The following is a 24,038-nucleotide window of genomic DNA, read 5'->3' as shown; positions in this document are numbered from 1 at the left end:
GCAGAGTGACGTGCGGGGGCAGGATCCTGCGGTCGACGACGCGATGTCGTTCGGACCGGGGGACGGGAAGTCACCGGAGGGGTCCGGCCGGCACGGCGGGGGGCGACGCAGAGGCGGTTCCACGACCGGGCGGCCACGGCGCAGACGGCGCGCACTGCGCTGGTCGGCGACCGTCCTGGCGGTGGTGATACTCGGCACGGCCGGCGCCGGTTTCCTGTACTACCAGCACCTGAACGCGAACATCCGCAAGGGTCAGCGCAGCAGCGCCGACGACTCCAAGGCGTACAAGACACCGGCGAACGCGGCCGGGCAGACGCCGTTGAACATCCTGGTGATCGGCTCCGACAGCCGCAACACTCCGGAGGACCTGAAGCTCGGCGGGCACCGCGAAAGCGTCGGCGCCCCGCCGCTGGCGGACGTGCAGATGCTCATCCACCTCTCCGCGGACCGCAAGAGCGCCGCCATGGTGAGCATCCCCCGCGACACCCGCGTGCACATCCCCGAGTGCGCTGACCCCAAGACCGGCAAGAAGTATCCGCAGACCGACGACATCATCAACACCACCCTGGCCCGGGGCGGGGCCGGCTGCACGCTGGCCACCTGGGAGAACCTCACCGGGGTCTACATCGACCACTGGATGATGATCGACTTCTCGGGTGTCGTCGACATGGCCGACGCCATCGGGGGCGTCGAGGTCTGTGTGAAGCAGAACGTCTGGGACCACCCGACGCCGGCCCAGCCCGGCGGCTCCGGGCTGAAGCTGAGGGCCGGGACGCGGAAGATCTACCACGAGCAGGCCCTGCAGTGGCTGCGCACGCGGCACGCCTGGGGCAGCGACCTGATGCGGGCCCGCGCCCAGCACATGTACCTGAACTCGATGGTGCGCACCCTGAAGCACCAGAACGTCTTCACGGACAGCGGGCGGCTGATGGGCCTGGCCGAGGCCGCCACCAAGTCGCTCCAGGTCTCCGAGGAGATCGGCTCGGTCAAGAAGCTGTACGACCTGGCCATGGAGCTGAAGTCGGTGCCGACGAACCGCATCACGTCGATGACGATGCCCAACGTCAAGGACTCGCTCAACGGCGAGCACGTGGTGCCGGACCCGGCCAACGCCGACAAGGTGTGGGAGATGCTGCGCGACGACGTGCCGTTCGACAAGAACGGCAAGCCGTCGGCCACGAAGCAGATCGCGAACAAGACCCCGGCGACCAAGTCGCCCTCCACGGACCCGGGCCGGCTGGGGGTGCTGGTGCGCAACGCCACCCAGACCTCCACCGAGGCGGCGGTCCGCGGCCGGGCGAACGACGTCGGCCAGGTGCTGGTGCACAAGGGCTACACCCGGGCGACCGCCGACACCTCCGGGACGCTGTCCGAGGAGAGCACGGTCGTGCAGTACCCGAGCGCGGACCTGCAGGGTGACGCGCAAGCCGTGGCGCAGGCGCTCGGCATCCCGATGAGCGCGGTGAAGCAGTCGACCGACGTCTCTGGGGTGACGGTGGTCGTGGGCGCGGACTGGCGCACCGGCACGAGCTATCCCAAGCCGTCCAAGCCGAAGGCCGGTGACGTGCCCGACGGCTCCGACGCCATCAACGGTGCGGACACCAGCACGTGCATGGACGTGTACAAGCCCTACCAGTGGTGACCGGACCGCCGGCCGGGTGACGGCACGGACACGAGGAGGGGCCCGCCGCCCGGGCGGCGGGCCCCTCCTGGCACGTCAGCGTCGTGCGTCGCCCTTCAGGACGGCCTTCGCCGCGGCCACCTGGGCGCGGTGGATCCGCCGGAGCTGCGCCAGCGCCCCGGCCCGCTCGCCGATCAGCGCCGCCTGGATCCGCGCTTCGGCGCCGAACCAGACCGGCAGCAGCCGGGTCTTCCGTTTGCACGCCACGTCCGCCACCGCAGTGGGTATCTCCCGTGCTCCCGGGCGGCCCTTGGCGAACGCGGGCACGTCGAGGGGGTCCATGGGCGAGGCGTAGTGATAGCCGCCGCTCGCCGCCATACAGCTCGACCAGCGGCGGAAGACGGCCACGACGGCCGGCTGCCGCATCGACCGCGCGTAACCGCCGTCGGCGATGGCGGCGGCCGCGGCGGAGATGTCCGGCCGGGCGTACTTCCCTTCGACGCGCTGGACCGCCTCGGCCCGGCACCCGCCCTTCGGGACGGCCTTGCCGTGGTAGGTCGCGCGGTCTCCCCTGAGCACCGTCAGCATCCCCGGCGGTGGCGGCGGCGCCGGGACGGCGGGGCCCGGCGGGAGGTGGTAGCCGTACGCCGACGCCTCCTCGGGGCTCGACAGTCCGTAGCGCCGGTCCGCGGTGTGCGTCTCCGGCTGCCGGACGAAGGAGTAGGAGATCCCGTAACGCGCCAGGCAGGTCTGCTCCAGTTTCTGCTCCGCCGACTGGATGAGCTCGCTCTGGACGGACGTCAGGCTGTAGGCGGCGATGGGCAGTTTCCCGCTGTAGTCGCCGGAGAGCACGGGCACGGCAGGGGCCGGGGCCCGCGGCGGGCCGGTCCGCCCGGCGGGCGGTGAGGACGGGCCGGCGCAGGCCGTCAGCGCCGCCGTGGCGAGGACCGCGACGGCGGCGCCGCGCAACGACGCCGGAAGAGAGGTGAGCACCGGGAGCCTCCACGGTGACGTGCGGCCCGGTGTCGGTCACCGGGCCGCACGCGCGGTGTCGTCAGAACTGGTAGCAGCGGCTGTCGTGGGTGAACTTGAAGGAGGCGTCGTTGTTGTAGGTGTTGTGGAGGCGGAAGACCAGCTTGGAGGGCGGGACCGAGTCGCAGGAGCCGCCGTAGCCGCTGTTGAAGTAGATGGTCACGTACGAGTTGGGCGACACGTTGTCCAGCGACGCGGCGTTGTTCTTCACCGGCTGGCCGTAACCGGCGTCCCCGGAGTACTCGTCGAAGGTGTAGCCGGCCAGGTTCGAGACGTTGTCGCGCTCGAAGTGGGCCGACGCGCCCTCCAGGTTGCTGTTGAAGTCGAAGACGACGCACAGCGAGCTGTCCAGGCAGTTGTCGGAGGCGTACGCCGACGCCGGCGCGGTGGCGGCGAAGAGCGAGCCCACCACGACGGGAAGGGCCACGGCCGCGGCGGCGATGTTCCTGCGGACGTTCATGACGTTCTCCTTGTTCGGAAGCGAAGGGTGTGCGGGAGGCGGCGGATCAGTAGGCCGCGGTGCGGGTGTCGGCCATGCCGGCCGCCGTGTCGACGGTGCCCTCGGCGAAGGAGGTCAGGCCCTTGTCGTAGACCATCGGCGTGTAGCACTGCTTCTGGCCCTGGCCGATGGTGCAGCTGTAGGTGCGGCCGTCGTTGTTGCGGGTGACGAACGCGTGGGCGCAGTCGTAGCCGGCGGCCGCGTTGCCGCACGCCGACTGGGTGTAGTCGAGGGTCAGTCTCGCCCAGGCGGTGTGACAGGCGGTGCTGTAGCGCAGCTCGATGGTGCCGAAGGTGGAGTGCGAGTTCTTCACGACCGCCGACTCCACGGTGGTGGCGCCGCTCGCGCAGCCCGTGGCGGACGGGTCGGAGCCGTCGTAGGTGTACGCCTGGGCGCCGCCGGTGGCGGCGATCATCGCGAGGCCGAGAGCGCCCGTGACCACGCCGGCGCGCGCGAAGTTCCGCAGGTTGAAACGCATTTCAGAGTCCCCCTATGAGCATGGGCATGACAGATGGAGGGACGGGCCCGTCCGGTCGCGGACGGGCCGTCCCGTGGGTGGGATGGGTGAGGTGGCGCGTCAGCGCCAGCGGAAGGAGGCGTTGTTGTTGTACGTCTTGACGAGGTTGCCCAGGTCACGCGGCGGGGCCACGTCCGAGGCGCCGGCGTAGTTGGAGTTGTAGTACGACACACCGGTCTTGTCGGTGCGGCTGTTGGCGTAGGACGCGGCGTTGTTCTTCACCGGGGTGTTCACGCCGTTGGTGCCCTGGCCGCCGTCGGAGAAGTTCCAGCCGGCCCAGTTGGAGATGTTCTCGTAGGTGGCCGTCCAGCCGCCCTTCTGGTTCGAGTTGTACCAGAGGCAGTAGTCGACATCGATGACACCGCCGCACAGGTTGTCCGGGATGCTGTCGGCCTGGGCGGGCGCGGCGGAGGCCAGCATGCCGAAGGTGCCGGCGGCGGCCATCGCGACGGCGACGGCGGAGCTGCGAAGGCGCATGGGGGGTTGGTCCCTTCTGGTGGTGAACTGATGGGTGAACCGGGGTGGTGACGCAGCGGTACGGTCACCGGGACCGACCGGCCTCGGCGGCGGCACGCTTGAGCTGGTCCTCCTTGTGCCGCTTGATCCGGGCCAACGTCTCGGCGTTCTTGTCGATCTCCGTCTGCTGCATCGCGGACTCGACGTCGAACCAGGTGCGGACGAGCCGGGTCTTCTTCTTGCATTCGACGTCCGCGCGGGCCGTCGAAATCTCTGCGGGGTCGGTCCGGGCCTTGCCGAACCTCGGGTCGTCGATCGCGTCCATGGGCGAGGCGTAGCGGTAGCCCCTGTCCGCCATGCACGAGGACCAGGCGCGGAAGACGGCCAGCACCCGGGGGTCCTTCTGGCTGCGGACGTAGCTGTCCAGGTTGATCCGGCGCGCGATCTCGTCGGGGCCGAAGGTGCCCCTGTCCCCGGCGAGCCGCCGCTTGGCCTCGCCGACGCACCCGCCGTCCGGGTCCAGCCGTCCGTCGGCACGCGGCTTGCCGCTCAGCGCGATGCGGCCCGCCTCGCCCAGCGACCGGACGTTGGCCCGGCCGGTCCTGGGCGTCGGGAAGTGGTAGCCGTAGGTGGCCGCCGTGTAGGAGTTGGCGATGCCGTACCGGCGGTCCATGACGCCGATGTCGGGGGTGTCGGTCTCGTCGGGGCGGTAGTCGAAGCCCTTGGCCTTCATGCAGTCGCGGGCCAGGTCGTTCATCGCGTGGGTGAGCAGGCCCATCTCGGACTCGGAGAAGATGTAGCCCTCGACCGGCAGGGCCAGGTCCGCCGTCAGGCTGGAGGACTTCGGGGCGAGGGAACTGTCCGGGGCGGCGGACGCCCGCGCCCCGCCGTGGTCGCCGCCCGCACCGGAGCACCCCGTGAGCAGCAGCGCGGCGGCGAACAGGACGGCGGTCGTTTTCTTTCGCATGCGTCTTCCTCGTGATCCCACGACGTCTTCGGGGTGGTGCGGGGCACTGTCTTCGGGGTGGCGCGGGCCGCACCCGGCCGGGCCGGTCACCGGCGCAGCGCTTCCGCCGGCTGGACGCGGCTCGCGCGCCAGGCGGGGTACAGGCCGGCGAGAAGTCCCGTGGCCAGGCCGATCGCGGGCGCGGCGACGACCGTCAGCGGGGCGATCACGGGTGTCCAGTCGCGTACGACGGCCATGCCGACCACCGTCACCGTGCCGAGGCTGGTGCCCACCAGGCCGCCCAGCGCGCCCAGGGCGCCCGACTCGGCCAGGAACTGCGCCGTGATGTGCCGGCCCCGGGCGCCCAGCGCGCGGCGCAGCCCGATCTCGCCGGTGCGCTCCAGCACCGCGACCAGCGTGGTGTTGGCGATGCCGACCGCACCGATCACCAGGCAGATGCCGGCCAGCAGCATGAACAGCTGGTCGAGGTCGGAGGTGACGTCGCCGCGCAGGGCGCGCGGGTCGGGCGGCGGCACGGCCCGGAACAGGTCGGGGTGCGCCGGATTGAGCGCGAGGGGTGCCTCGCCGGCGACCTGCCGGGCGGCGCCCAGGTCGGTCGAGACGAGCATCTCGGCCCGCCGCCCGCCGTCCGGGCCGCCCCAGATCCGCTGGGCCGTGGTGCGGGGCACGACGACGGACAGCAGCAGGTCCGCCTTGCGCCGCACGTCGTCGACGATGCCGATGACGGTGAAGGGGCGGCCGCCGACGAAGACGGCGGGCTGGGTCTCCAGGGTGGTGATCCCGAGCCGCGCGGCCAGTCCGGAGCCGATCACGGCGACGTTCTCGCCCCGCCGGTCGTGGAAGGCGTCGAAGATCCGTCCCTGCGCCAGATGCGGCTGGGCCGCCGCGAGGACGCCGGGCGAGGCCGCGATCACCTGGGTCCGCTCGCCCGTCGCCGGTTCCGCGGCCGAGCCGGGGGTACGGCGGCGACGAGTTCGTCGGCCCGCAGCCGCACGGGCCAGTAGACCCCCGCGTGCCGGACGCCGTGCAGCGCCTCGATGCGCCGGTCGGCGTCGGCCGGGAAGGCGTCGGTCAGCAGGTCGGGCTGGTCGCCGCCGGTGTCCTCGACGGTGACCTCCGTCGCGGACAGGGCGTTGAAGCGCGAGTCGATCTGCGAGGAGGCGGTGGCGGTGAGCCCGAGCACGGCGACGAACGTCCCGACGCCGAGCACGGTCCCCAGCGCGGTCAGCGCGGACCGCGCCGGCCGCTGCAGAATCCCGGCCATGGCCTCGGCGCACACGTCCCGCGCACTGAGCCGCGACCTCTCGACGGGCCGCACCGCCGCGGGCCGCCGCCACACCGGCCACCGGAGCACCCCGGGCAGCCGGGGGCGCGCCGGCCGGGCGCCGGGCAGACCGGAGCCGGGCGTGCCGGGGTCGGGGAGGCCGGCGTCGGGGCCGCCGGGGGCTCCCGTGCCGGGGCGGGGGGCCGGGCGGTTCATGCCGCCGTCCGTTCGGCGAGGACGCCGTCCCTGATCGTCAGCGTGCGCCGGCCGCGCGCCGCGACGCCCGGGTCGTGGGTGATCACGACGAGGGTCATGCCGTCGCGGTGGAGATCGTCCAGCAGACCCAGGACGGACCCGGCCGTCGCCGTGTCCAGGTTGCCGGTCGGCTCGTCGCACAGCAGCAGCGAAGGACGGGTGACGAGCGCGCGGGCGATGGCGACGCGCTGCCGCTCGCCGCCGGAGAGCCGGGTCGGCAGCGCGTCGGCGCGATGCGCGAGGCCCACCCGGGCGAGCGCCTCACGGGCCCGGGTACGGCGGTCCGTGCGCGGTCCGGTGTTGTAGACCATGGCCAGCATCACGTTCTCGGTGGCCGACCGGTGGGGCAGCAGATGGAAGCTCTGGAACACGAACCCGATGCGCCGGCCGCGCAGCGCGGTGCGGTCGGCGTCGCCGAGCCCACCGGTGTCCACGCCGTCGAGGAAGTACCGTCCGCTGGTCGGCGCGTCCAGCAGCCCGGCGATGTTGAGGAAGGTCGACTTGCCGGAGCCGGAGGGCCCGACGACGGTGACGTACTCGCCCCGCCGGATCGTCACGTCACCGGGCCGCAGGGCCGGTACGGGCGGCGGGCCCGGGTAGGTGAGACCGACACCGCGGAACTCCACGACGGGAGCGGCGAGGGTGCTCACCGGGCCGCCCCGGAGCCCTGTGCGACACCGACCACGACCTTGTCCCCGGCGAGGAGGCGGGCGCCGCCGACCGGGGTCACCGCGGTGTAGCCGTCGCCGGAGGTGCCGGTGCGCACCTCGATGCGGCGGCGGGTGCCCGAGCGGTCGAGGACCGTGACGGTGGTGCGCGAGTCGGCGCCGGCCGAGATCGCCGAGACGGGGACGACGAGGACCTTGTGCCCGGGGGAGGCGGCCTCGATGGTCAGCCGTACGTCCTGGCCGGCGAGGCGAGCCGGCAGCGGCGAGCCCGGCGTGACCGTGACGGCGTACCCCTCGCCGCCCTGCCCGCCGTCCTGTCCGCCGTCCTGCCCGTCGGCGTCGGAGCCGGAGGTGGTGGGCGCGTCCGCGACGCTGGCCACCGTGCCGGTGAGTTCGTCGCCGGTGACCTCGGAGTAGACGCGGACCTTCTGTCCGGGGTGGACCAGGCCCTTGTCCTGCAGGCTGAGCGAGCCGCTCACCACCAGCCGGCCGGCGGAGACGGTGGCGAGCTTCTCGCCCGCCTCGGCGCCGACCTTGGCCCCGAGGCTCTCGACGCGGGCGGGGAAGCCGGAGAGGAAGACGACCTCGGAGGCGGGCACCATCGGCCCGGAGACCGACTCCGCCTTCGCCAGGGCGGACTTGGCGTCGGCCAGGTCGGAGCGGGCGAAGCCGATGTCCTCGGCGCTCGCGCCCTTGCCGATGAGGCGGTCGAGTTCGCGCTGGGCCCGCTTGACGTCGCCACGGGCGGTGTCGGCGGCGGAGCCGTCGGTGGTGACCGGCTCGTAGCCGATCGCCTCGTAGAGCGCGGCGACCGCGCGCTTGGTGCCGGGCCCGAACACGCCCGGCCGGTCGGTCCCGGTGGGGTGCCCCAACTCGCGCAGGGTGCCCTGGAGTTGGCGGATGTCGTCACCGTGCGCGCCGGGCCTGAGGTCGCGGTAGACGGGCAGGCTGCCGCGCAGGGCGAACAGGGGGCGGCCGGAGACCTCGAGGAGGACGCGGCCGGCCGGGAAGGTCTGCCCGGAGCGCACCATCACCTTGGTGACGACGGGCTTGAGCCCGCCCTCGGCGGCGGCGATGTCCACGCTCTGCGACGCGGAGACGGTGCCCCGGGTGACGACCGTGTCGGAGAGCACGCGCCGCTCGACCGGGGCGGTGAGCACGTCGGCCGCGGGCGGCCGGGCGTCGGCGGCGGCCTGCGCGGGCGACTTCACATACGCGGAGGTCCACAGCGCGGTGGCGGCGAGCAGCACGGAACCGCCGGCCAGACCGCCCAGCAAGCGCTTGCGCCGCAACAGCGCAGACTTCTCCCCCGAGACGGACAAGAGTCCCCCAGATCCCCCATACCGCGAGCCTTTGGTCAGAAGGCCCACAGTTACTCCACAGTCGGGAGACAGCTGATCATTAATGAACCGAAACTGTCAAGAACCTTCACCGGGAGTCCCGTTGGCCGGTCAAGAGGGTCAACGCGCAGCAAACAAGGGGCGGTTGCGCAAGCAAAAGACAGGGCCCCTCCCCGGTGCGGGAGGGGCCCTGCCGGACGACTCGGCGGGAGCGCCGTGGGTCAGCGCGAGGCGAGGACCGCGGGCCTCCGCGATGCGATGACCTTGCGCGCCAGCGACTTCGGGCTGGTCAGAAAGCCCCAGCCCCACGACATGTGCATGGTGGCCAGGGCCACCGGGATCTGCAGCCGGGCCTTCAGCGGCAGCCCCTTGCCCGCCGGGACCGAGCCCGCGGCGATCGCCGCCAGATAGCCGCCGGGGACGACGAGGGCCCACGGGCTGAGCGCCGCGCCGACGACGATCCCGGCCGCAATCGCGCACAGAGCGGTGGGCGGGGCGAGGTAGCGCAGGTTGATGGACCCGGAGTGGTAGCGGGCCACGACGTGCCGCCAGCGGCCGTAGTCCTTGTACTGCTTGGCGAGGGCCCGGACGGAGGGCCGGGGGCGGTAGGAGACCTTGAGCTCCGGCGAGAACCAGATGAGCCCGCCCGCCTCCCTGATCCGGAAGTTCAGCTCCCAGTCCTGGGCGCGGATGAACTCCTCGTTGTAGCCGCCCTGCTGCTCCAGCGCCTCGCGGCGGAACACCCCGAGGTAGACCGTCTCGGCGGGCCCGGCCTCGCCGCCGGTGTGGAAGGCGGCGTTGCCGACCCCGATCTTCGAGGTCATCGCGGCGGCGACCGCGTGCTCCCAGTCGGTCTCGCCCTCGGCGTGCATGATGCCGCCGACGTTCATCGCGCCGGTCTCCTCCAGGAGGCGGACCGCGGTGGCTATGTAGTTCGGCGAGAGCATGCCGTGGCCGTCGACGCGGACCACGATCGGGTGCCGGGAGGCCTTGATCGCCGCGTTCAGCGCGGCGGGGGTACGGCCGGTCGGATTGGGGACGGTGTGCACGCGCGGGTCGTCACGGACCAGCTCGGCGGCGATCTCGTCCGTGCGGTCCGTGGACGGACCGAGGGCGATCACGACCTCCATCTCGCCGGCGTACTCCTGCGCGAGGATCGCTTGGACGGCCCCGCGCAGATGCCGCTCCTCGTTGAGGACGGGCATGATCACAGATACGGCGGGGTGTCGCACGTCGGGCTTGGCGTTCATAGGGGGCTCACGTTACCGCGAACGGGGGACACCGGTGCGCGCCGCCAGGGCTCGGGCCCGGGCTGGAGATCGTATCGGCCTACCGTGCTCACGGATCCCACGTACGGCCTCGTCCGGAGGTGCTCCCCTTTGGCCAGCCCGCCCCGGTCCCCCGCGCGACCGCAGCGCCGACCGCAGCCGCCCCGCCGGGTGCCGCGCCCGCCCGAGCGGCCCGTGCGCTCCGTACGGCCGCCCAGGCGACCCCGGTGGGCCATGCGGGCGCTGAGCACGCTGTCCGTCGTGGTGCTCGCCTCCGCCGGGATCGGGCACGCGGTGATCAGCAGCCTGGACGCGGGGATCGCGCGGGTCGACGCCTTCAAGGACATGAAGAACCGGCCGCTCGCGGGCCACGGCACGAACATCCTGCTGGTCGGCACCGACGGCCGCGACAAGATCAGCGAGCAGGAGCGGCGGAGGTACCGGCTGGGCGGGGCGCCCTGCCACTGCACCGACACGATGATGATCGTGCACGTCTCGGAGAACCGGGAGCGGGCCACCGTGGTGAGCCTGCCGCGCGACTCCTACGCCGAGGTCCCCGCGCACACCGACTCCGGGCAGGAGCGGCCGCCGCACCCGGTCAAGCTCAACGCGGCCTACGCCGAGGGCGGTCCCCAGCTGACCATCCGCACGGTCGAGAACATGACCCATCTGAAGATCGACCACTATCTGGAGGTCGACTTCACCAGCTTCATGAAGACCGTGGACGTGCTCGGCGGGGTGAACGTCTGCACCACGACCCCGCTCAAGGACTCCTTCACCGGCCTCGACCTCACCCCCGGCACGCACCTGCTCAACGGCGGGCAGGCCCTGCAGTACGTGCGGGCCCGGCACGTGGACGGGGCCAGCGACCTCGGCCGGATGAAGCGGCAGCAGCGGTTCCTGGCCGCGCTGATCGAGCGGGCCACCTCCTCCGGGGTGCTGCTGAACCCGATGCGGTTCCGGGACGTGACCCGCGCGGTGCTCGGCTCGGTCCGCGCCGACGAGGGCTTCGGCACCGACGAGCTGCTCGACCTCGGCCGGGCCATGCGGAACTTCTCCCCCTCCTCCTCCGAGTTCACCACCGTGCCCATCGGGCAGATCAACTACGCCGTCAAGGGCCTCGGCTCGACCCTGAAGTGGGACCAGACCAAGGCGGACCGGCTCTTCACGGCCCTGCGCGACGACAAGCCGCTCACCGTGGACCAGCCGCAGCGCGCACAGCCCCGTGTGCGGCCTCCGGCGCCCGTCGACGTGGATCCCCGGCAGATCCGGGTCCAGGTGGCGAACGGCACCGGCGCCGTCGGCCTCGCCAAACGCGTCGACGCGGCGCTCGCGGGGACCGGCTTCGCCACGACGCACCTGCCGGTGACGGCCGCCGGGCACGTGCCACGCACCGTCATCTCCTACGACCCCCGCTGGGACCGCTCGGCCCGTGCGCTGGCGGCCGCCCTGCCGGGCGCCGAGCTGCGCGCCGTACCGGGCCAGGGCCCGCTGCTGAAGGTGGTCGCCGGGGCGGACTTCAAGGACGTGCACAAGGTCAGCTACGAGGACCCGGCGCAGCCCCAGCAGGCCCCCGTCCGCGGCAACGAGGTCGTGTGCTCCAGCAGCTAGCTCACGAGGCGCACTTGACCTGGTCGGCCGTGTGTGTCGGGACGGCCGGCGGCTCGGCCGGGCCGGTCAGGGGGACGCCCGCGCCCCGGAAGTCGGCGCCGAGCCGCAGCACGACCGCCGGGAGCCCCTGGTCGTCGGTCTCGCTCCCGCCCGGTTTCAGCGCGGAGGCCGGCAGCCCCATGAGGTCGGCCAGCTCGCGCGCCTGACCGGCCTGGGCGGGGGCGTACTCCAGGATGGTCTTCGGCTGGTGCGTGCCGGTGTTGCCGCGCTGGCCGGACTTGGTCACGCCCTTCTCGGTCTGCAGCCAGGCCAGGGTCGTCTGGGCGGAGCCGGCGGGGGCCCCGGCGTTGTAGAGGACGACCCGGACGTCGCCGGGCGCCGAGCGCGGGCCCTTGATCCGGGCGGCCTCCCGCGCCTTCTGCTTCTGCTTCACCTCCGTGAAGGAGGTGTCGTTCCCGATCATGGAGAAGACCTGCCGGGCGGGCTCCTCCTGCACGACGACCGTCTTGTGGACCGGGCCGTCGGCGGGGTTGTCCCGGACCGGCAGGGTGAGGAAGGTGATGTTCTTCGGCGGCACCTTCTTCAGCTCCAGGGCCACGTCCTTGAGCGTGGTGATGTGCCCGATGCCCTTGTCCACCGTGAGCGCCTTGGTCGCCGTCTCCGCCAGGTCCAGCAGTCTGCCCGGGCTGGTGAGCGTGGAGTCGGACTTCATCTTGCGGAACAGGGACCCGAGGAACTGCTGCTGGACCTTGATGCGGTCGAGGTCGCCGCGGTTGCCCCAGCTGTACCGGGTGCGGACGAAGGCCAGCGCCTGCTCGCCCTCGATCTTCGCCGGTCCGGCGGGCAGGTCCAGATGCGACTTCTCGTCCTTCACGGGGTGCGCCAGGCAGACGTCGACGCCGTCGACGGCCGTGGTCAGCGTCTTCACGGCGTTGAAGTCGGCCATCATGAAGTGGTCGATCCTCATGCCCCCGGCGAGCCGCTCCACGGTACGGACCGTGCAGCCGGGGTCGCGGCCCAACTGGCCGAGGCTGGTGTTGAAGCGGACGCCCCGGGCGCCCGGCACGGTCTTGAGCGAGCCGTCCGGCTGTCTGGTCGGGCAGTCCGGCACGTCGGTGATCAGGTCCCGGGGGATGCTGAGCGCGGTCGCGTTCGTCCGGTCCTGGGAGACGTGCAGCAGGATGTTGGTGTCCGCGTGCCCGACGCTGTTGGCGTCGCCGTAGCCGGAGTCGCCCTTGCCCTGCCGTTTGTCGGTGCCGATCACCAGGATGTTGAACGCCTTGTCCCTGCTGAAGGAGTCGCTGGTGGCGCCGGCGGTGTCCGTGGTGGTGATGTTGCTGTCGAGGTGCCTCAGATAGACGTAACCGCCGACGGCACCGGCGGCCACGACGAGGGCCAGCGTGCCGCCGGTCCACAGCAGAATCCTTTTTCCGGTGGACTTCCCGCCCGTGGGCCTCTTCCCGGCCCTGCGCTGGGCACGGCCGCCGTCGCGGCCCGCGGCGCGGCGCGGACCGGGCACCCGGCGCTCTTCCGCGGCGTCCGGCGTGGACCGGGGCCCGGGCACGGCCGGCTCCCCGGCGGAGGGGGCCGGCCGCAGCTCGTACTCGCCGGTGTGCGGGTTGCGCACCCACCGGTCCGCGGGGTCGATGTCGTCACCGTGATCCGGTCCTGATATGTCCACGCCATCACAGTATCCGCACAGATCTCGACAGAGGGCGGCCGTGACGTTTCCCACTCCCGTGCAACCCCCTTGAAAAAGACGGGAGTTGCTAGTCCTCGAAGCCCTCGGCCGCCCGCTTCTCGCGCAGCTCGCGGATCTCCCGGCGGCGGGCCAGGCGGTGGGTGCGGCGGATCTGGGCCTCCTGGTAGCGGCGGCGGTCGCGGTCGGTCTCCGGGATCACCGGCGGCACCCGGCGCGGCTTGCCGTCCGCGTCGACGGCCGCGAAGACCAGGTACGCGGAGCCGACCTGGGTGGGCGGGGTCGACTCGTTCCAGCGCTCGGCGAGGACCCGGACACCGACCTCCATGGAGGTCCGCCCGGTCCAGTTCACCTGCGCCTTCACATGGACCAGGTCACCGACGCGGACCGGCTCCAGGAAGGCCATCTCGTCCATGGACGCGGTGACGGCGGGACCGCCGGAGTGCCGGCCCGCGACGGCGCCCGCCGCGTCGTCGACCAGCTTCATGATCACCCCGCCGTGCACCGTCCCCAGCAGGTTGGTGTCGTTGTGGGTCATGATGTGGCTGAGAGTGGTGCGCGAGGCGGACGTCGGCTTGCCTGGTATGTCCGGTTCCATGTCCGGTTCCACGTCCGTGGCCTGGTCTGTCATGCCGTCCACCTTATGCCGAAGCGAACATCGCGGAATTTGTGTCGGCTTCGCAACAGCGCCGCTGTTATTTTCCGACAGCCCTTGTAAGCCACACAGCGGCGCCCTGCACACTGGGGCGCATGAATGACTGGCCCGAGGGATGGTCCGACGACAACCGCGGCGCGCGCTACGGACGCGGCAGTGCCGGCTCGCAGCCGGAGGCCGCCCGCGTGATGCGGCAGGTGCGGCGCGGCCCGGCGGTACCGCCCGGGCAGCGCTCCTACGGCGACCCCGGCCCGGCGGCACCGCCGTACGGGGCCGGAATCCCGCCGCAGCCGTCATACGTCGACGGCCAGGGATACGACGACGGCGCCGGTTACGACAGCGGCTACAACACCGGGCAGGTGTACGGCGGCGGCCGGCGCGACGGCGGCTTCATACCCAACGACAACGACCCGGACCCGGATCTCCAGCACTACCGGCCGCGCCCGAACTGGCGGCGCCGGCTCAAGTGGACCGCGATCACGCTGGCGACCGTGCTGGTCGTCACATCCGTCGCGACCTACTTCTGGGCCGACTCCAAGCTGCGCCGCGAGGTCGACCTGTCCAAGGTCATCGACCGGCCGGCGTCGGGCGCCGGCACCAACTACCTGATCGTCGGCTCGGACAGCCGTGAGGGCATGTCCAAGGCGGACGAGAAGAAGCTGCACACCGGCTCCGCCCAGGGCAAGCGCACGGACTCGATGATGATCCTGCACGTCGGCGACAACGGCGACACGCTGATCTCGCTGCCGCGCGACTCGAACGTCACGATCCCCTCCTTCCGGGGCTCCACGTCCGGCAAGATCCGCCCCGCCATGGGCCAGAACAAGCTGAACGCGGCGTACGCCTACGACGGCCCGACGCTGCTGGTCCGCACGATCGAGTACAACACCGGTCTGCACATCGACCACTACGTCGAGATCGGCTTCCAGGGCTTCGCCAACATCGTGGACGCGGTCGGCGGTGTCACCATCGACATCGACAAGGGCTTCAAGGACAAGTACTCGGGCGCCGACTTCAAGGCCGGCAAGCAGACCCTCAACGGCGCGCAGGCCCTCGCCTTCGTCCGTACCCGGCACGCGTTCGCGGCCTCCGACCTGCAGCGCACCAAGAACCAGCAGAAGTTCCTCTCCGCGCTGGCCCACCAGGTGGCCACCCCGTCCACGGTCCTCAACCCCTTCAAGTTCTACCCCGTGATGGGTGCGGGCCTGGACTCGCTGATCGTCGACAAGGACATGTCCCTGTGGGACCTGGGCTCGATGTTCTGGGCGATGAAGGGCGTCCAGGGCGGTGACGGCACGTCGATGAACATGCCGGTCTCCGGCTCCGTCGGCGGCAACCTCGTCTGGGACAAGGCGAAGGTCAAGACGCTGGTGAACGAGCTGAACAACGACCAGAAGGTCACCGTCTCCGGCAACTAGCCGAAGCGGACGACCGCAGGAAAAGGGGTCGAGGGCACCCGCGCGGGTGCCCTCGACCCCTTTTCCTGCCCGGCCGTGAGGGGCTCACGTTCCGGCGCCCGCCATCGCGCGACAGGTCTCCGAACAGCGGCGACACGCCTCCGCGCAGCGCATCATCTGCTGGTCGTCGGGCATGGACATACACGCCTCGGCGCACATCTCGCACACCTTGGCGCACAGCGTGCACATCTCGGCGGACATGGGCGAGCGGCGCATCATCATGTCGGCGCACACGCGGGTCGTCTCGGAGCAGTCCATCAGGGCGCGCATGACCTGCATCTGCTGCTGGCCGCCCTTCTGCATGCAGGAGCTCATGGTCTCCTCGCACATGCTGTGGCAGTTCATGCAGGCCTCGATGCAGTCCTGCATCTGCTGGGTGAGCGCCGGCGTCATCTGGGACTGGGTCATGGGTCCTCCTCAAAGGCGGGGGCCCGGGGGCGGACCCCGTGTGCTTCCGTCCTACGCCGCCCCGGTCCCGCCCGCATGTGACCGACCGGTCGTAAGGTGCGGCGGAGCAGCACAAAGGCGCCCCGGAGGGCGCCTTTGCGAGGAGACCCGAAGGCCCGTGCCGTTACGGCAGGTTGCGGGCCATGACGATCCGCTGTACCTGGTTGGTGCCCTCGTATATCTGGGTGATCTTCGCGTCGCGCATCATGCGCTCCACCGGGTAGTCGCGGGTGTAGCCGTAGCCGCCGAGGAGCTGGACGGCGTCCGTGGTGACCTCCATCGCCACGTCCGAGGCGAAGCACTTGGCGGCGGCACCCAGGTACGTGAGGTCGGCGTCGCCGCGCTCGGAGGCGGCGGCGGCCTGGTAGGTGAGGGCGCGGGCCGCCGAGATCTTCATGGACATGTCGGCGAGCATGAACTGGATGCCCTGGAAGTCGGCGATCGGCTTGCCGAACTGCTTGCGCTCCTGGACGTAGCCCTTGGCGTAGTCGAAGGCGCCCTGCGCCACGCCGAGCGCCTGGGCGGCGATGGTGATGCGGGTGTGGTCCAGGGTCTTCATGGCCGTCATGAAGCCGGTGCCCTCCTCGCCGATCATGCGGTCGGCGGGGATGCGGACGTTGTCGAAGTAGACCTCGCGGGTCGGGGAGCCCTTGATGCCGAGCTTCTTCTCCGGGGCGCCGAAGGAGACGCCCTCGTCCGACTTCTCGACGACGAAGGCCGAGATGCCCTTGGAGCGCTTGGCCGGGTCCGTGACCGCCATCACCGTGTAGTACTCGCTCACGCCCGCGTTGGTGATCCAGCGCTTCACGCCGTTGAGGACCCAGTGGTCGCCGTCGCGGACCGCCTTGGTCTTCATGCCGGCCGCGTCCGAGCCCGCCTCCGGCTCCGACAGGCAGTACGAGAACATCGCCTCGCCCTTGGCGAGCGGGGTCAGGTACTTCTTCTTCAGCTCCTCGCCGCCGGAGAGGATCACCGGCAGGGAGCCGAGCTTGTTCACGGCGGGGATGAGGGAGGAGGAGACGCAGGCGCGGGCGACCTCCTCGATCACGATGACCGTGGCGAGCGCGTCGGCGCCGGCGCCGCCGTACTCCTCGGGCACGTGCACCGCGTGCAGGTCGCCCGCCACGAGGGCGTCGAGGGCCTCCTGGGGGAAGCGGGCCTCCTCGTCCACCGCCGCGGCGTACGGCGCGATCTTCGCCTCGACCAGGGAGCGGACGGCGTCCCGGAGCATGTCGTGCTCCTCGGACGGGCGGTACAGGTCGAAGTCAGCCGTTCCGGCCACGGTCTCTCACGCTCCAAAGACGCAGTGATACTGATGCTAATTACCGTTAAGTAACTCAAATTTTAGAGTGTGGCCCGCAGCACGCCTACGTGAGCTACACGACAGCGGGGAGATTGCCCGGCGAGGGGCCCGACTATGCTCAGGGGCCGCATCACCGACGTACCCGAGCTGGAGCACATCCATGAGCCTGAAGATCACCGTGATCGGCACCGGCTACCTCGGCGCCACACACGCCGCGGCCATGGCCGAGCTCGGCTACGAGGTGCTGGGACTCGACGTCGTACCCGAGAAGATCGCCATGCTGGAGCGCGGCGAGACCCCCATGTACGAGCCGGGGCTGGAGGAGCTGCTGCGCCGGCACGTGGCCGGTATCGAGGGCTCCACCGGGCGGCTGCGGTTCACCACCGACTGGGCCGAGGTCGGCGCCTTCGGCGACGTCCACTTCGTGTGCGTCAACACCCCGCAGCGGCACGGGGACTACGCGGCCGACATGTCGTACGTCGACTCCGCGATCTCCTCCCTCGCCCCGCATCTGCACGGCCCGGCCCTGGTCGTGGGCAAGTCGACCGTGCCGGTGGGCTCGGCCGAGCGGCTGGCCGGCCACCTCGCCGAGCACGCCCCGGCGGGCGGCGACGCCGAGCTGGCCTGGAACCCGGAGTTCCTGCGCGAGGGCTTCGCCGTCCAGGACACGCTGCACCCGGACCGGATCGTGGTGGGCGTGCGCAGCGAGCGCGCCGAGAAGCTGCTGCGGGAGGTGTACGCGACGCCGATCGGCGGGGGCACGCCGTTCGTGGTGACCGACTTCCCGACGGCCGAGCTGGTGAAGACTGCCGCGAACTCCTTCCTCGCCACGAAGATCTCCTTCATCAACGCGATGGCGGAGGTGTGCGAGGCCGCGGGCGGTGACGTGGCGAAGCTGGCGGAGGCCATCGGGCACGACGACCGGATCGGGAAGAAGTTCCTGCGCGCCGGGATCGGCTTCGGCGGCGGCTGTCTGCCGAAGGACATCCGGGCGTTCATGGCGCGGGCGGGCGAACTGGGCGCGGACCAGGCGCTGACCTTCCTGCGCGAGATCGACTCCATCAACATGCGCCGGCGCGGGCAGATGGTGGAGATGACCCGGGAGGCGCTCGGCGGCGGCTCCTTCCTCGGCAAGCGGGTCGCGGTGCTCGGCGCCACGTTCAAGCCCGACTCGGACGACGTGCGTGACTCGCCCGCGCTGAACGTGGCCGGCCAGATCCACCTCCAGGGCGGCCAGGTCACGGTGTACGACCCGAAGGGTATGGGGAACGCCCGCAAGGTCTTCCCCACCCTGGGCTACGCCGACTCCGCGCTTCAGGCCGTGCGGGGCGCCGACGTCGTCCTGCACCTCACCGAGTGGCGGGAGTTCCGCGAGCTGGACCCGGCGGCGCTCGGCGAGGCCGCGGCGGCCCGGGTGATCCTGGACGGCCGCAACACGCTCGACCCGGAGCTGTGGCGCCGGGCGGGCTGGACGTACCGCGCGATGGGCCGCCCGACGGCCTGAGGGCACACGGGGCGAGGGGCGGCCCCGGCCCGAGGACATACGGACAGACGCCGGTTCGGCCGAGGCTCAGTCGGCCGAACCGGCGTCTGTCCGCATTCTGCACCACCGGACACATACGTGGCCGGTGAACTGCCTGTGTCTTACCCCTCCTTGGCCCGGTACCGGCGCATCTTCGCCCGTGCCCCGCACACCTGCATGGAGCACCAGCGGCCGCGTCCGGCCGGGCTGCGGTCGTAGTACGCCCAGTGGCAGTCGGGGGCCTCGCAGGCCTTCAGCCGCATCCAGGTGCCCTGCGTCAGGCCCTCGGCGACGGCGGCGGCGACCCGGGAGAGCAGCGGGGCGTCCGGGGCGGGGGCGAGGGCTGCGGAGCCGTCGCGGTCGTCGACGGCGACGTACAGGGGGGCGTGGGCCAGCAGCCGGCCGAGCGGGGCGACCTCGCGGTGCGGGGCGTGCCCGGCGTGCGCGAGCAGCACGGCCCGCAGCGACTCGCGCAGCTCCCGCGCCTCCTCCAGCCCGTCCTCGGTGATCCCGAAGCGCCCCCGGCCCTCCTCGGTGTCCAGCGTGTCGGCGCCGGTCTCGACGTCCAGCGTGTTGACCAGGGACTCGACCAGCGCCAGGGCTCCGGGGGCGGCCGATCTCTCATTCATGGTTGCGACGTTACCCCCAATGCGGGAGCATGCAGTAACCGTTACCGGTTACCCGTCTCTATGGGTAACCGTGCCCGTGACACAAGGAGGTAGTCATGGCTCTCGCCAAGCTCGGCGTCGTGGTGCTGGACTGTCCCGACCCCCGCGCGCTGGCCGGCTTCTACGCCGAGGTGCTGGGCGGCACGGTGGAGGTGCAGGGGGACCCCGAGGACGACGGGTGGGTCGACCTGAAGGTGCCCGGCGGGACGGCGCTGGCCTTCCAGCGGGCGCCCGGGTACGTGCCGCCGAAGTGGCCCGCGCCGGACGCCTCGCAGCACTTCCACCTGGACCTGGTGGTGGAGGACCTGGACGCGGCCGAGAAGGGCGTGCTGGAGCTGGGCGCCAGGCCGCTGGACGCGGATGACCGCGAGCGGACCTTCCGTGTGTACGCCGACCCCGCTGGGCACCCGTTCTGCCTGTGCGCCTGCTGAGCCGCCCGAAGGAGGACACCATGGCGTCCGTCGCCCGTTTCCGCTCCGTCGTGCTCGACTGCCCCGATCCGCACGCGCTGGCCGCCTTCTACGCGGCGGTGGCCGGGGGCACCCCCGAGGCCGAGGACGACGACTGGGTCGTCCTGCGGGTGCCGGACGGGCCGCGGCTGGCCTTCCAGCGGGCCGAGGGGCACACCCCGCCGGAGTGGCCGCGCGCGGACCGCAACGGCCAGCAGTTTCACCTCGACTTCGACGCGGGCCGGACCTGGGCCGAGATCGACGCGGCCCACGAGCGGGTGCTGGCGCTGGGCGCCCGGCCGCTGGACCTTCAGGACCGGGAGAAGAAGGACTTCCAGGTGTACGCCGACCCGGCCGGGCATCCGTTCTGCCTGTGCCGGATCGAGCACCCGTGACGCCCTGATCAGGAGCCGTCCAGCTCCCCGATCTTCGCGTTGGACGCCTCCCGGCGGTGCTGCGCGGCCCGCGCCGTGAAGTCCGCGCTGCGCAGCACCCGTTGGACGTTGCCCCAGGTCAGCAGGGCCAGCTCGGTCTCCGACCAGCCGCGCCGGAGCAGTTCGGCGATCAGGTGGGGGTAGCGGGAGGCGTCGGCGAGGTCGCGGGGGTGGGCGGCGCCGGAGTCGTAGGTGCCGGACAGGCCCACGCACTCCGGGCCGGCCACGTCCCGGACGTGGTCGAGGTGGTCGGCGACGTCCTGGACCGCCGGCCCGGTCTGCTCGGCGGTCAGCGGCACCATGCACAGGCCCCCCGCCGCGCCCACCGCCGCGAGCAGCTCGTCGGACAGGTTGGCCGGATGCGGGCGCAGGGCCCGGGCGGCGGAGCGGGTGCACAGCACCGGGGTCTTGGACAGCGCGAGGGCACGTGCGGCAGTGGCCGGGGAGGCGCCGGAGACATCGGCGACCACACCGAGCCGGTTCATCTCGCGCACCACCTCCTCGCCGAACCGGGTCAGCCCCCTCTCCCCCGCCCACGCGGTGCCCGCGAGCGTGAGCACGCGCAGGCCGAGGGCGTGCAGGACACGCAGGATGCCGAGGGAGTCGTCGAGCGCGGTGGCATGGGCCGGGCCCAGCACCACCGCGACCCGGCCGCAGTTGCGGGCGTCGATGATCTGCCCGGCGGTGCCCACCAGGCGCAGGCCCTCCGGATGGGCCTCGATCACCGACCGCGCCTGGTCCAGCTGTTCCAGCGTCGCGGAGGTGGCACGGTCGCCGCCGGGGCCCTCGGGCAGGTGCAGCGACCAGAACAGCGCGCCCACATGCCCCTCCCGCATCCGCGGTATGTCGGTGTCGACGGCCGCCTCGCCCAGCTCCAGGTCGTACCAGGACAGATGGCGCAGGGCCCACGGCAGTCCGCTGTAGCCGTCGGCGACCGGGTGGGCGGCCAGCAGGGCGTGGGCCCGCTGCAGGGACGCGGGCTCCGAGACAAAAGGGTCGTCCGGCAGGCCGCCGTCCTCACCGACCTCGGTCGTGGAGGGGATGTCGTCCTGGAGGTCGGCCATGGCGGGCTCCGTACGTCGTCGTGGCTTACGCGGTCGAGAGCTGCGTCGGGCTGGGCGTATCGCCACGGTCGCACGGAGGGGAGGATGGCTTCCTGGTGAGTGGGGCGTTCGGGGGTACGGCCGGTCAGGCCTCCCGGGCCGTGCGGATGACCTCGTCCAGGGTCTCCCGGGAGCGCCGCAGATCGGCGATCATGCGGTCGATCCGGTCGCGCTCGGCGGTCAGGTCCCGCACCAGACGCGGGGTGGCGATCGCGGAGGGTCCGCCGTCCCGGTCGCGCATGCAGGGCAGCAGCTGCCTGATCTTCTCGCTGTGCAGCCCGGCCGCGTACAGCTCCTGGATCCGGATGACCCGGTCGACGGCCCGTTCCGGGTAGTCGCGGTGGCCGCCGGGGGTGCGCTCGGCGGTGAGGAGCCCCTGGGTCTCGTAGTAGCGCAGCGACCGCTCGCTCACGCCGGTGCGCCGGGCGAGTTCACCGATCCGCATGTCCGCCTCCGCCGGAAGAGGGCTTGAATCTCACATCGGTGTCAAGTTCTACCGTGCCGGCATGACGCAGACAACGCACTTCACGGACCCCGCGGACCCCACCGGCCTCCTGGCACCGGCCCGGCTCGGGCGGCTCGCCCTGCCCAACCACCTGGTGATGGCCCCGCTCACCCGCAACCGCGCGGAGGCCGACGGCACCCCCACGGACCTGATGGTCACCCACTACGCCCAGCGCGCCTCCGCCGGACTGATCATCGCCGAGGGCTCGACGCCCAACCCGGTCGGGCAGACGTACCCGGACATCACCGCCATCCACACCGACCGGCACGTGTCCGGCTGGCGGCGGGTCACCGACGCGGTGCGGGCGGCCGGCGGGCGGATGTTCCTCCAGCTCCAGCACGGCGGCCGGGTGAGCCATCCGGCGACCACCGGCCTCACCCCGCTCGCGCCCTCCCCCGTCCCCCTGCCGGAGACGATCTTCACCCCGCAGGGCCACCGGCGGGCCGCGGTCCCGCGCGAGATGACGGCGGACGACATCCGCGCCACCGTCGCCGACTTCGCCGCCGCCGCACGCCGGGCCGTCGAGGCGGGCTTCGAGGGCGTGGAGGTGCACTCGGCCAACGGGATGCTGCTGCACCAGTTCCTCGCGGACGACACCAACCGCCGCACCGACGGCTACGGCGGCCCCGCCGAGCGGCGGGTGCGGTTCGCGGCGGAGGTGACCGAGGCGGTGGCCGACGCGATCGGCGCGGACCGGGTCGGCATCCGCATCTCCCCCGCGAGCACGGTCAACGGCGTCCTGGAGGAGGACACCGACGGCCTCTACGCCACGCTGCTGGACCGCCTGAAGGGGCTGGACCTCGCCTATCTGCACCTGGTGCGCTCCGGCCCGGCCACCGGCTGGTACCGGCGGATCCGCGCCGACTGGCCCGGCGTCCTCATCGGCAACCCCGACCTGACCGACCTGTCCACGCAGGGCGTCACCCGGGCCGCGCGGGAGATGCTGGCGGCCGGCGCCGACCTGGTGGCGCTGGGCCGGCCGTTCCTCGCCAACCCGGACCTGGTCACCCGGCTGCGCCTCGGCGCACCGCTCAACCCGGTCCGGGAGAGGTACTTCATGTACGTGGGCGGGGCCGCCGGCTACAACGACTACCCCGCCCTCGCGGATCAGGCGGGACTGCCGTCCAGCGACTCGATGGTGGCGTCGGACGGGGCGCGGGTCGCCTGAAGGTCACGGGCCACGTCCTCCGCCGCGCCCAGCACCCGCACCGCGTTCTGCCAGGTCAGCTTGGCCAGGTCGGCCTTGGACCAGCCGCGGTCCAGCAGCTCGGCGAGCAGGTTCGGATAGCCGGAGACGTCGTTCAGACCGTCCGGGGTGAAGGCGGTGCCGTCGTAGTCGCCGCCGATGCCCAGGTGGTCGATGCCGGCCACCTCGCGCATGTGGTCCAGGTGGTCCGCGACCGTGGACACCGTGGCGACCGGGCGCGGGTTGCGCTCCTCGAAGGCCTGGTGGATCTTCATCGCCTCGGGGCTGGTGTCGAGGTGGTGCAGACCGTGGGCGCGCATGTTCTCGTCGGCCGCGGCCGTCCAGTCGACGGCCGCCTGGAGCACGAACTTCGGCACGAACGTCACCATCGCCATGCCGCCGCCCGCGGCCATCCGCTCCAGGACGTCGTCGGGGATGTTGCGCGGATGGTCGCACACGGCCCGCGCCGAGGAGTGCGAGAAGATCACCGGCGCGGACGTGGTGTCCAGCGCGGCCCGCATGGTCGTGGGGGCCACGTGGGAGAGGTCGACCAGCATGCCGAGGCGGTTCATCTCGCGGACCACCTCGCGGCCGAACGCGGACAGACCGCCGACCTTCGGCTCGTCCGTGGCGGAGTCCGCCCAGTCGTTGTTGTCGTTGTGGGTGAGCGTCATGTAGCGCACGCCCAGCTCGTACAGGCCGCGCAGGGTGCCGAGGGAGTTGTCGATCGAGTGCCCGCCCTCCGCGCCCATGAGGGAGGCGATACGGCCCTCCGCGCGCGCCGCCTCCATGTCGGCGGCGGTCAGCGCGGCCCGCAGATCGGCGGGGTGGCGGGCGATGAGCCGCCGTACGCAGTCGATCTGTTCGAGGGTCGCCGGCACCGCCCCGGGCAGGTCCGAGCGTACGTACACCGACCAGTACTGCGCCCCGACCCCGCCCGCGCGCAGCCGCGGGATGTCGGTGTGCAGATGGGCGTCCTGCCGTACGGCGATGTCGCGGGCGGCGAGGTCGTAGCGGACCTGCTCGCGCAGCGCCCACGGCAGGTCGTTGTGGCCGTCGACGACCGGGAACTCGCGCAGCAGGGACCGTGCTTCGTCCAGTGAGGTCATTGC

The 24,038-nt window shown here is 72.0% G+C and carries 23 protein-coding genes and 1 pseudogene; 7 read left to right on the top strand and 17 right to left on the bottom strand.

From position 1 onward, the window contains the following. The first annotated feature begins 43 nt into the window (after window positions 1-43). Window positions 44-1,642 (top strand): LCP family protein, encoded by a 1,599-nt coding sequence (locus ACIBJF_RS26070; RefSeq protein ID WP_399177175.1) that lies wholly within the window; start codon window positions 44-46, stop codon window positions 1,640-1,642. Between the two features lie 75 nt (window positions 1,643-1,717). On the opposite strand, the gene ACIBJF_RS26065 is transcribed toward ACIBJF_RS26070, so the two are convergent. The 9 genes and pseudogenes from ACIBJF_RS26065 to ACIBJF_RS26025 form a co-directional block, all read right to left on the bottom strand. Beyond that, window positions 1,718-2,614, bottom strand: coding sequence for a hypothetical protein (locus tag ACIBJF_RS26065; protein WP_399177128.1), 897 nt, complete (start codon window positions 2,612-2,614; stop codon window positions 1,718-1,720). A 61-nt stretch (window positions 2,615-2,675) separates the two neighbouring features. After that, on the bottom strand, window positions 2,676-3,113 hold the full coding sequence (locus ACIBJF_RS26060) for a hypothetical protein (RefSeq protein ID WP_356311621.1): 438 nt from the start codon (window positions 3,111-3,113) through the stop codon (window positions 2,676-2,678). 46 nt (window positions 3,114-3,159) lie between these two features. Next, window positions 3,160-3,630, bottom strand: a complete 471-nt coding sequence (locus ACIBJF_RS26055) for a DUF2690 domain-containing protein (RefSeq protein WP_399177126.1) — start codon at window positions 3,628-3,630, stop codon at window positions 3,160-3,162. 99 nt (window positions 3,631-3,729) lie between these two features. Further along, a complete protein-coding gene (locus ACIBJF_RS26050; RefSeq protein WP_356311624.1) occupies window positions 3,730-4,146 on the bottom strand; it encodes a hypothetical protein in 417 nt (138 codons plus the stop codon). 64 nt (window positions 4,147-4,210) lie between these two features. Beyond that, window positions 4,211-5,092, bottom strand: a complete 882-nt coding sequence (locus ACIBJF_RS26045) for a hypothetical protein (RefSeq protein ID WP_399177123.1) — start codon at window positions 5,090-5,092, stop codon at window positions 4,211-4,213. 86 nt (window positions 5,093-5,178) lie between these two features. Continuing rightward, window positions 5,179-6,356: pseudogene (locus ACIBJF_RS26040) on the bottom strand (ABC transporter permease). 212 nt (window positions 6,357-6,568) lie between these two features. After that, window positions 6,569-7,261, bottom strand: coding sequence for an ABC transporter ATP-binding protein (locus tag ACIBJF_RS26035; protein ID WP_399177121.1), 693 nt, complete (start codon window positions 7,259-7,261; stop codon window positions 6,569-6,571). After that, on the bottom strand, window positions 7,258-8,571 hold the full coding sequence (locus tag ACIBJF_RS26030) for an efflux RND transporter periplasmic adaptor subunit (RefSeq protein WP_399177120.1): 1,314 nt from the start codon (window positions 8,569-8,571) through the stop codon (window positions 7,258-7,260). The genes ACIBJF_RS26035 and ACIBJF_RS26030 overlap by 4 nt, the downstream gene beginning before the upstream one ends. A 269-nt stretch (window positions 8,572-8,840) precedes the next feature. After that, on the bottom strand, window positions 8,841-9,869 hold the full coding sequence (locus tag ACIBJF_RS26025; protein WP_399177118.1) for a glycosyltransferase family 2 protein: 1,029 nt from the start codon (window positions 9,867-9,869) through the stop codon (window positions 8,841-8,843). A 252-nt stretch (window positions 9,870-10,121) separates the two neighbouring features. Here ACIBJF_RS26025 and ACIBJF_RS26020 point away from each other — a divergent pair, with 252 nt between their 5' ends. Beyond that, complete coding sequence (locus ACIBJF_RS26020; RefSeq protein ID WP_399177116.1) at window positions 10,122-11,498, top strand: LCP family protein; 1,377 nt, start codon at window positions 10,122-10,124, stop codon at window positions 11,496-11,498. Window position 11,499: 1 nt separating this feature from the next. Here the strand turns inward: ACIBJF_RS26020 and ACIBJF_RS26015 are convergent, their stop codons facing one another. Continuing rightward, a complete protein-coding gene (locus tag ACIBJF_RS26015) occupies window positions 11,500-13,179 on the bottom strand; it encodes an LCP family protein (protein ID WP_399177115.1) in 1,680 nt (559 codons plus the stop codon). Window positions 13,180-13,267: 88 nt separating this feature from the next. Then, window positions 13,268-13,828 (bottom strand): acyl-CoA thioesterase, encoded by a 561-nt coding sequence (locus tag ACIBJF_RS26010; RefSeq protein ID WP_399177112.1) that lies wholly within the window; start codon window positions 13,826-13,828, stop codon window positions 13,268-13,270. A 119-nt stretch (window positions 13,829-13,947) separates the two neighbouring features. Between ACIBJF_RS26010 and ACIBJF_RS26005 the strand changes: the two genes are divergently transcribed. Then, the gene (locus tag ACIBJF_RS26005) at window positions 13,948-15,270 is read left to right on the top strand and encodes an LCP family protein (protein ID WP_399177111.1); all 1,323 of its coding nucleotides are present in this window, start codon (window positions 13,948-13,950) and stop codon (window positions 15,268-15,270) included. A gap of 84 nt (window positions 15,271-15,354) precedes the next feature. Here ACIBJF_RS26005 and ACIBJF_RS26000 read toward each other — a convergent pair whose 3' ends face one another. Then, window positions 15,355-15,717 carry a four-helix bundle copper-binding protein gene (locus ACIBJF_RS26000; protein WP_399177109.1) on the bottom strand — a complete coding sequence of 121 codons (363 nt, stop codon included), beginning with the start codon at window positions 15,715-15,717 and terminating at the stop codon, window positions 15,355-15,357. Window positions 15,718-15,880: 163 nt separating this feature from the next. Continuing rightward, entirely contained in the window at window positions 15,881-17,038 is a 1,158-nt protein-coding gene (locus ACIBJF_RS25995) for an acyl-CoA dehydrogenase family protein (RefSeq protein ID WP_399177107.1), read from the bottom strand. 181 nt (window positions 17,039-17,219) lie between these two features. Here ACIBJF_RS25995 and ACIBJF_RS25990 point away from each other — a divergent pair, with 181 nt between their 5' ends. Continuing rightward, the gene (locus tag ACIBJF_RS25990; protein ID WP_399177105.1) at window positions 17,220-18,563 is read left to right on the top strand and encodes a UDP-glucose dehydrogenase family protein; all 1,344 of its coding nucleotides are present in this window, start codon (window positions 17,220-17,222) and stop codon (window positions 18,561-18,563) included. Between the two features lie 140 nt (window positions 18,564-18,703). Here the strand turns inward: ACIBJF_RS25990 and ACIBJF_RS25985 are convergent, their stop codons facing one another. After that, a complete protein-coding gene (locus ACIBJF_RS25985) occupies window positions 18,704-19,210 on the bottom strand; it encodes a CGNR zinc finger domain-containing protein (protein ID WP_365334205.1) in 507 nt (168 codons plus the stop codon). 95 nt (window positions 19,211-19,305) lie between these two features. Between ACIBJF_RS25985 and ACIBJF_RS25980 the strand changes: the two genes are divergently transcribed. Continuing rightward, window positions 19,306-19,680: a VOC family protein gene (locus ACIBJF_RS25980; RefSeq protein ID WP_399177103.1), complete on the top strand. Its 375-nt coding sequence runs from the start codon at window positions 19,306-19,308 to the stop codon at window positions 19,678-19,680. A gap of 20 nt (window positions 19,681-19,700) precedes the next feature. After that, a complete protein-coding gene (locus ACIBJF_RS25975; RefSeq protein ID WP_399177102.1) occupies window positions 19,701-20,093 on the top strand; it encodes a VOC family protein in 393 nt (130 codons plus the stop codon). 8 nt (window positions 20,094-20,101) lie between these two features. Here the strand turns inward: ACIBJF_RS25975 and ACIBJF_RS25970 are convergent, their stop codons facing one another. Together ACIBJF_RS25970 and ACIBJF_RS25965 are read right to left on the bottom strand one after the other, a co-directional pair. Continuing rightward, a complete protein-coding gene (locus ACIBJF_RS25970; protein ID WP_399177100.1) occupies window positions 20,102-21,196 on the bottom strand; it encodes a dipeptidase in 1,095 nt (364 codons plus the stop codon). A 124-nt stretch (window positions 21,197-21,320) separates the two neighbouring features. Next, window positions 21,321-21,680 (bottom strand): MerR family transcriptional regulator, encoded by a 360-nt coding sequence (locus tag ACIBJF_RS25965; protein WP_399177099.1) that lies wholly within the window; start codon window positions 21,678-21,680, stop codon window positions 21,321-21,323. Between the two features lie 61 nt (window positions 21,681-21,741). On the opposite strand from ACIBJF_RS25965, the gene ACIBJF_RS25960 reads away from it, so the two are divergent. After that, the gene (locus tag ACIBJF_RS25960; protein ID WP_399177097.1) at window positions 21,742-22,908 is read left to right on the top strand and encodes an alkene reductase; all 1,167 of its coding nucleotides are present in this window, start codon (window positions 21,742-21,744) and stop codon (window positions 22,906-22,908) included. On the opposite strand, the gene ACIBJF_RS25955 is transcribed toward ACIBJF_RS25960, so the two are convergent. Beyond that, the gene (locus ACIBJF_RS25955) at window positions 22,848-24,035 is read right to left on the bottom strand and encodes a dipeptidase (RefSeq protein ID WP_399177096.1); all 1,188 of its coding nucleotides are present in this window, start codon (window positions 24,033-24,035) and stop codon (window positions 22,848-22,850) included. The two genes, ACIBJF_RS25960 and ACIBJF_RS25955, sit on opposite strands and share 61 nt — an antisense overlap. Between the last annotated feature and the right edge of the window lie 3 nt (window positions 24,036-24,038).

It is taken from the genome of Streptomyces sp. NPDC050743, from assembly GCF_044456925.1.
Lineage (GTDB): Bacteria > Actinomycetota > Actinomycetes > Streptomycetales > Streptomycetaceae > Streptomyces.
The sequence above is the reverse complement of the archived record's forward strand: the minus strand, read 5'-3'. Positions and strand labels throughout refer to the sequence as shown.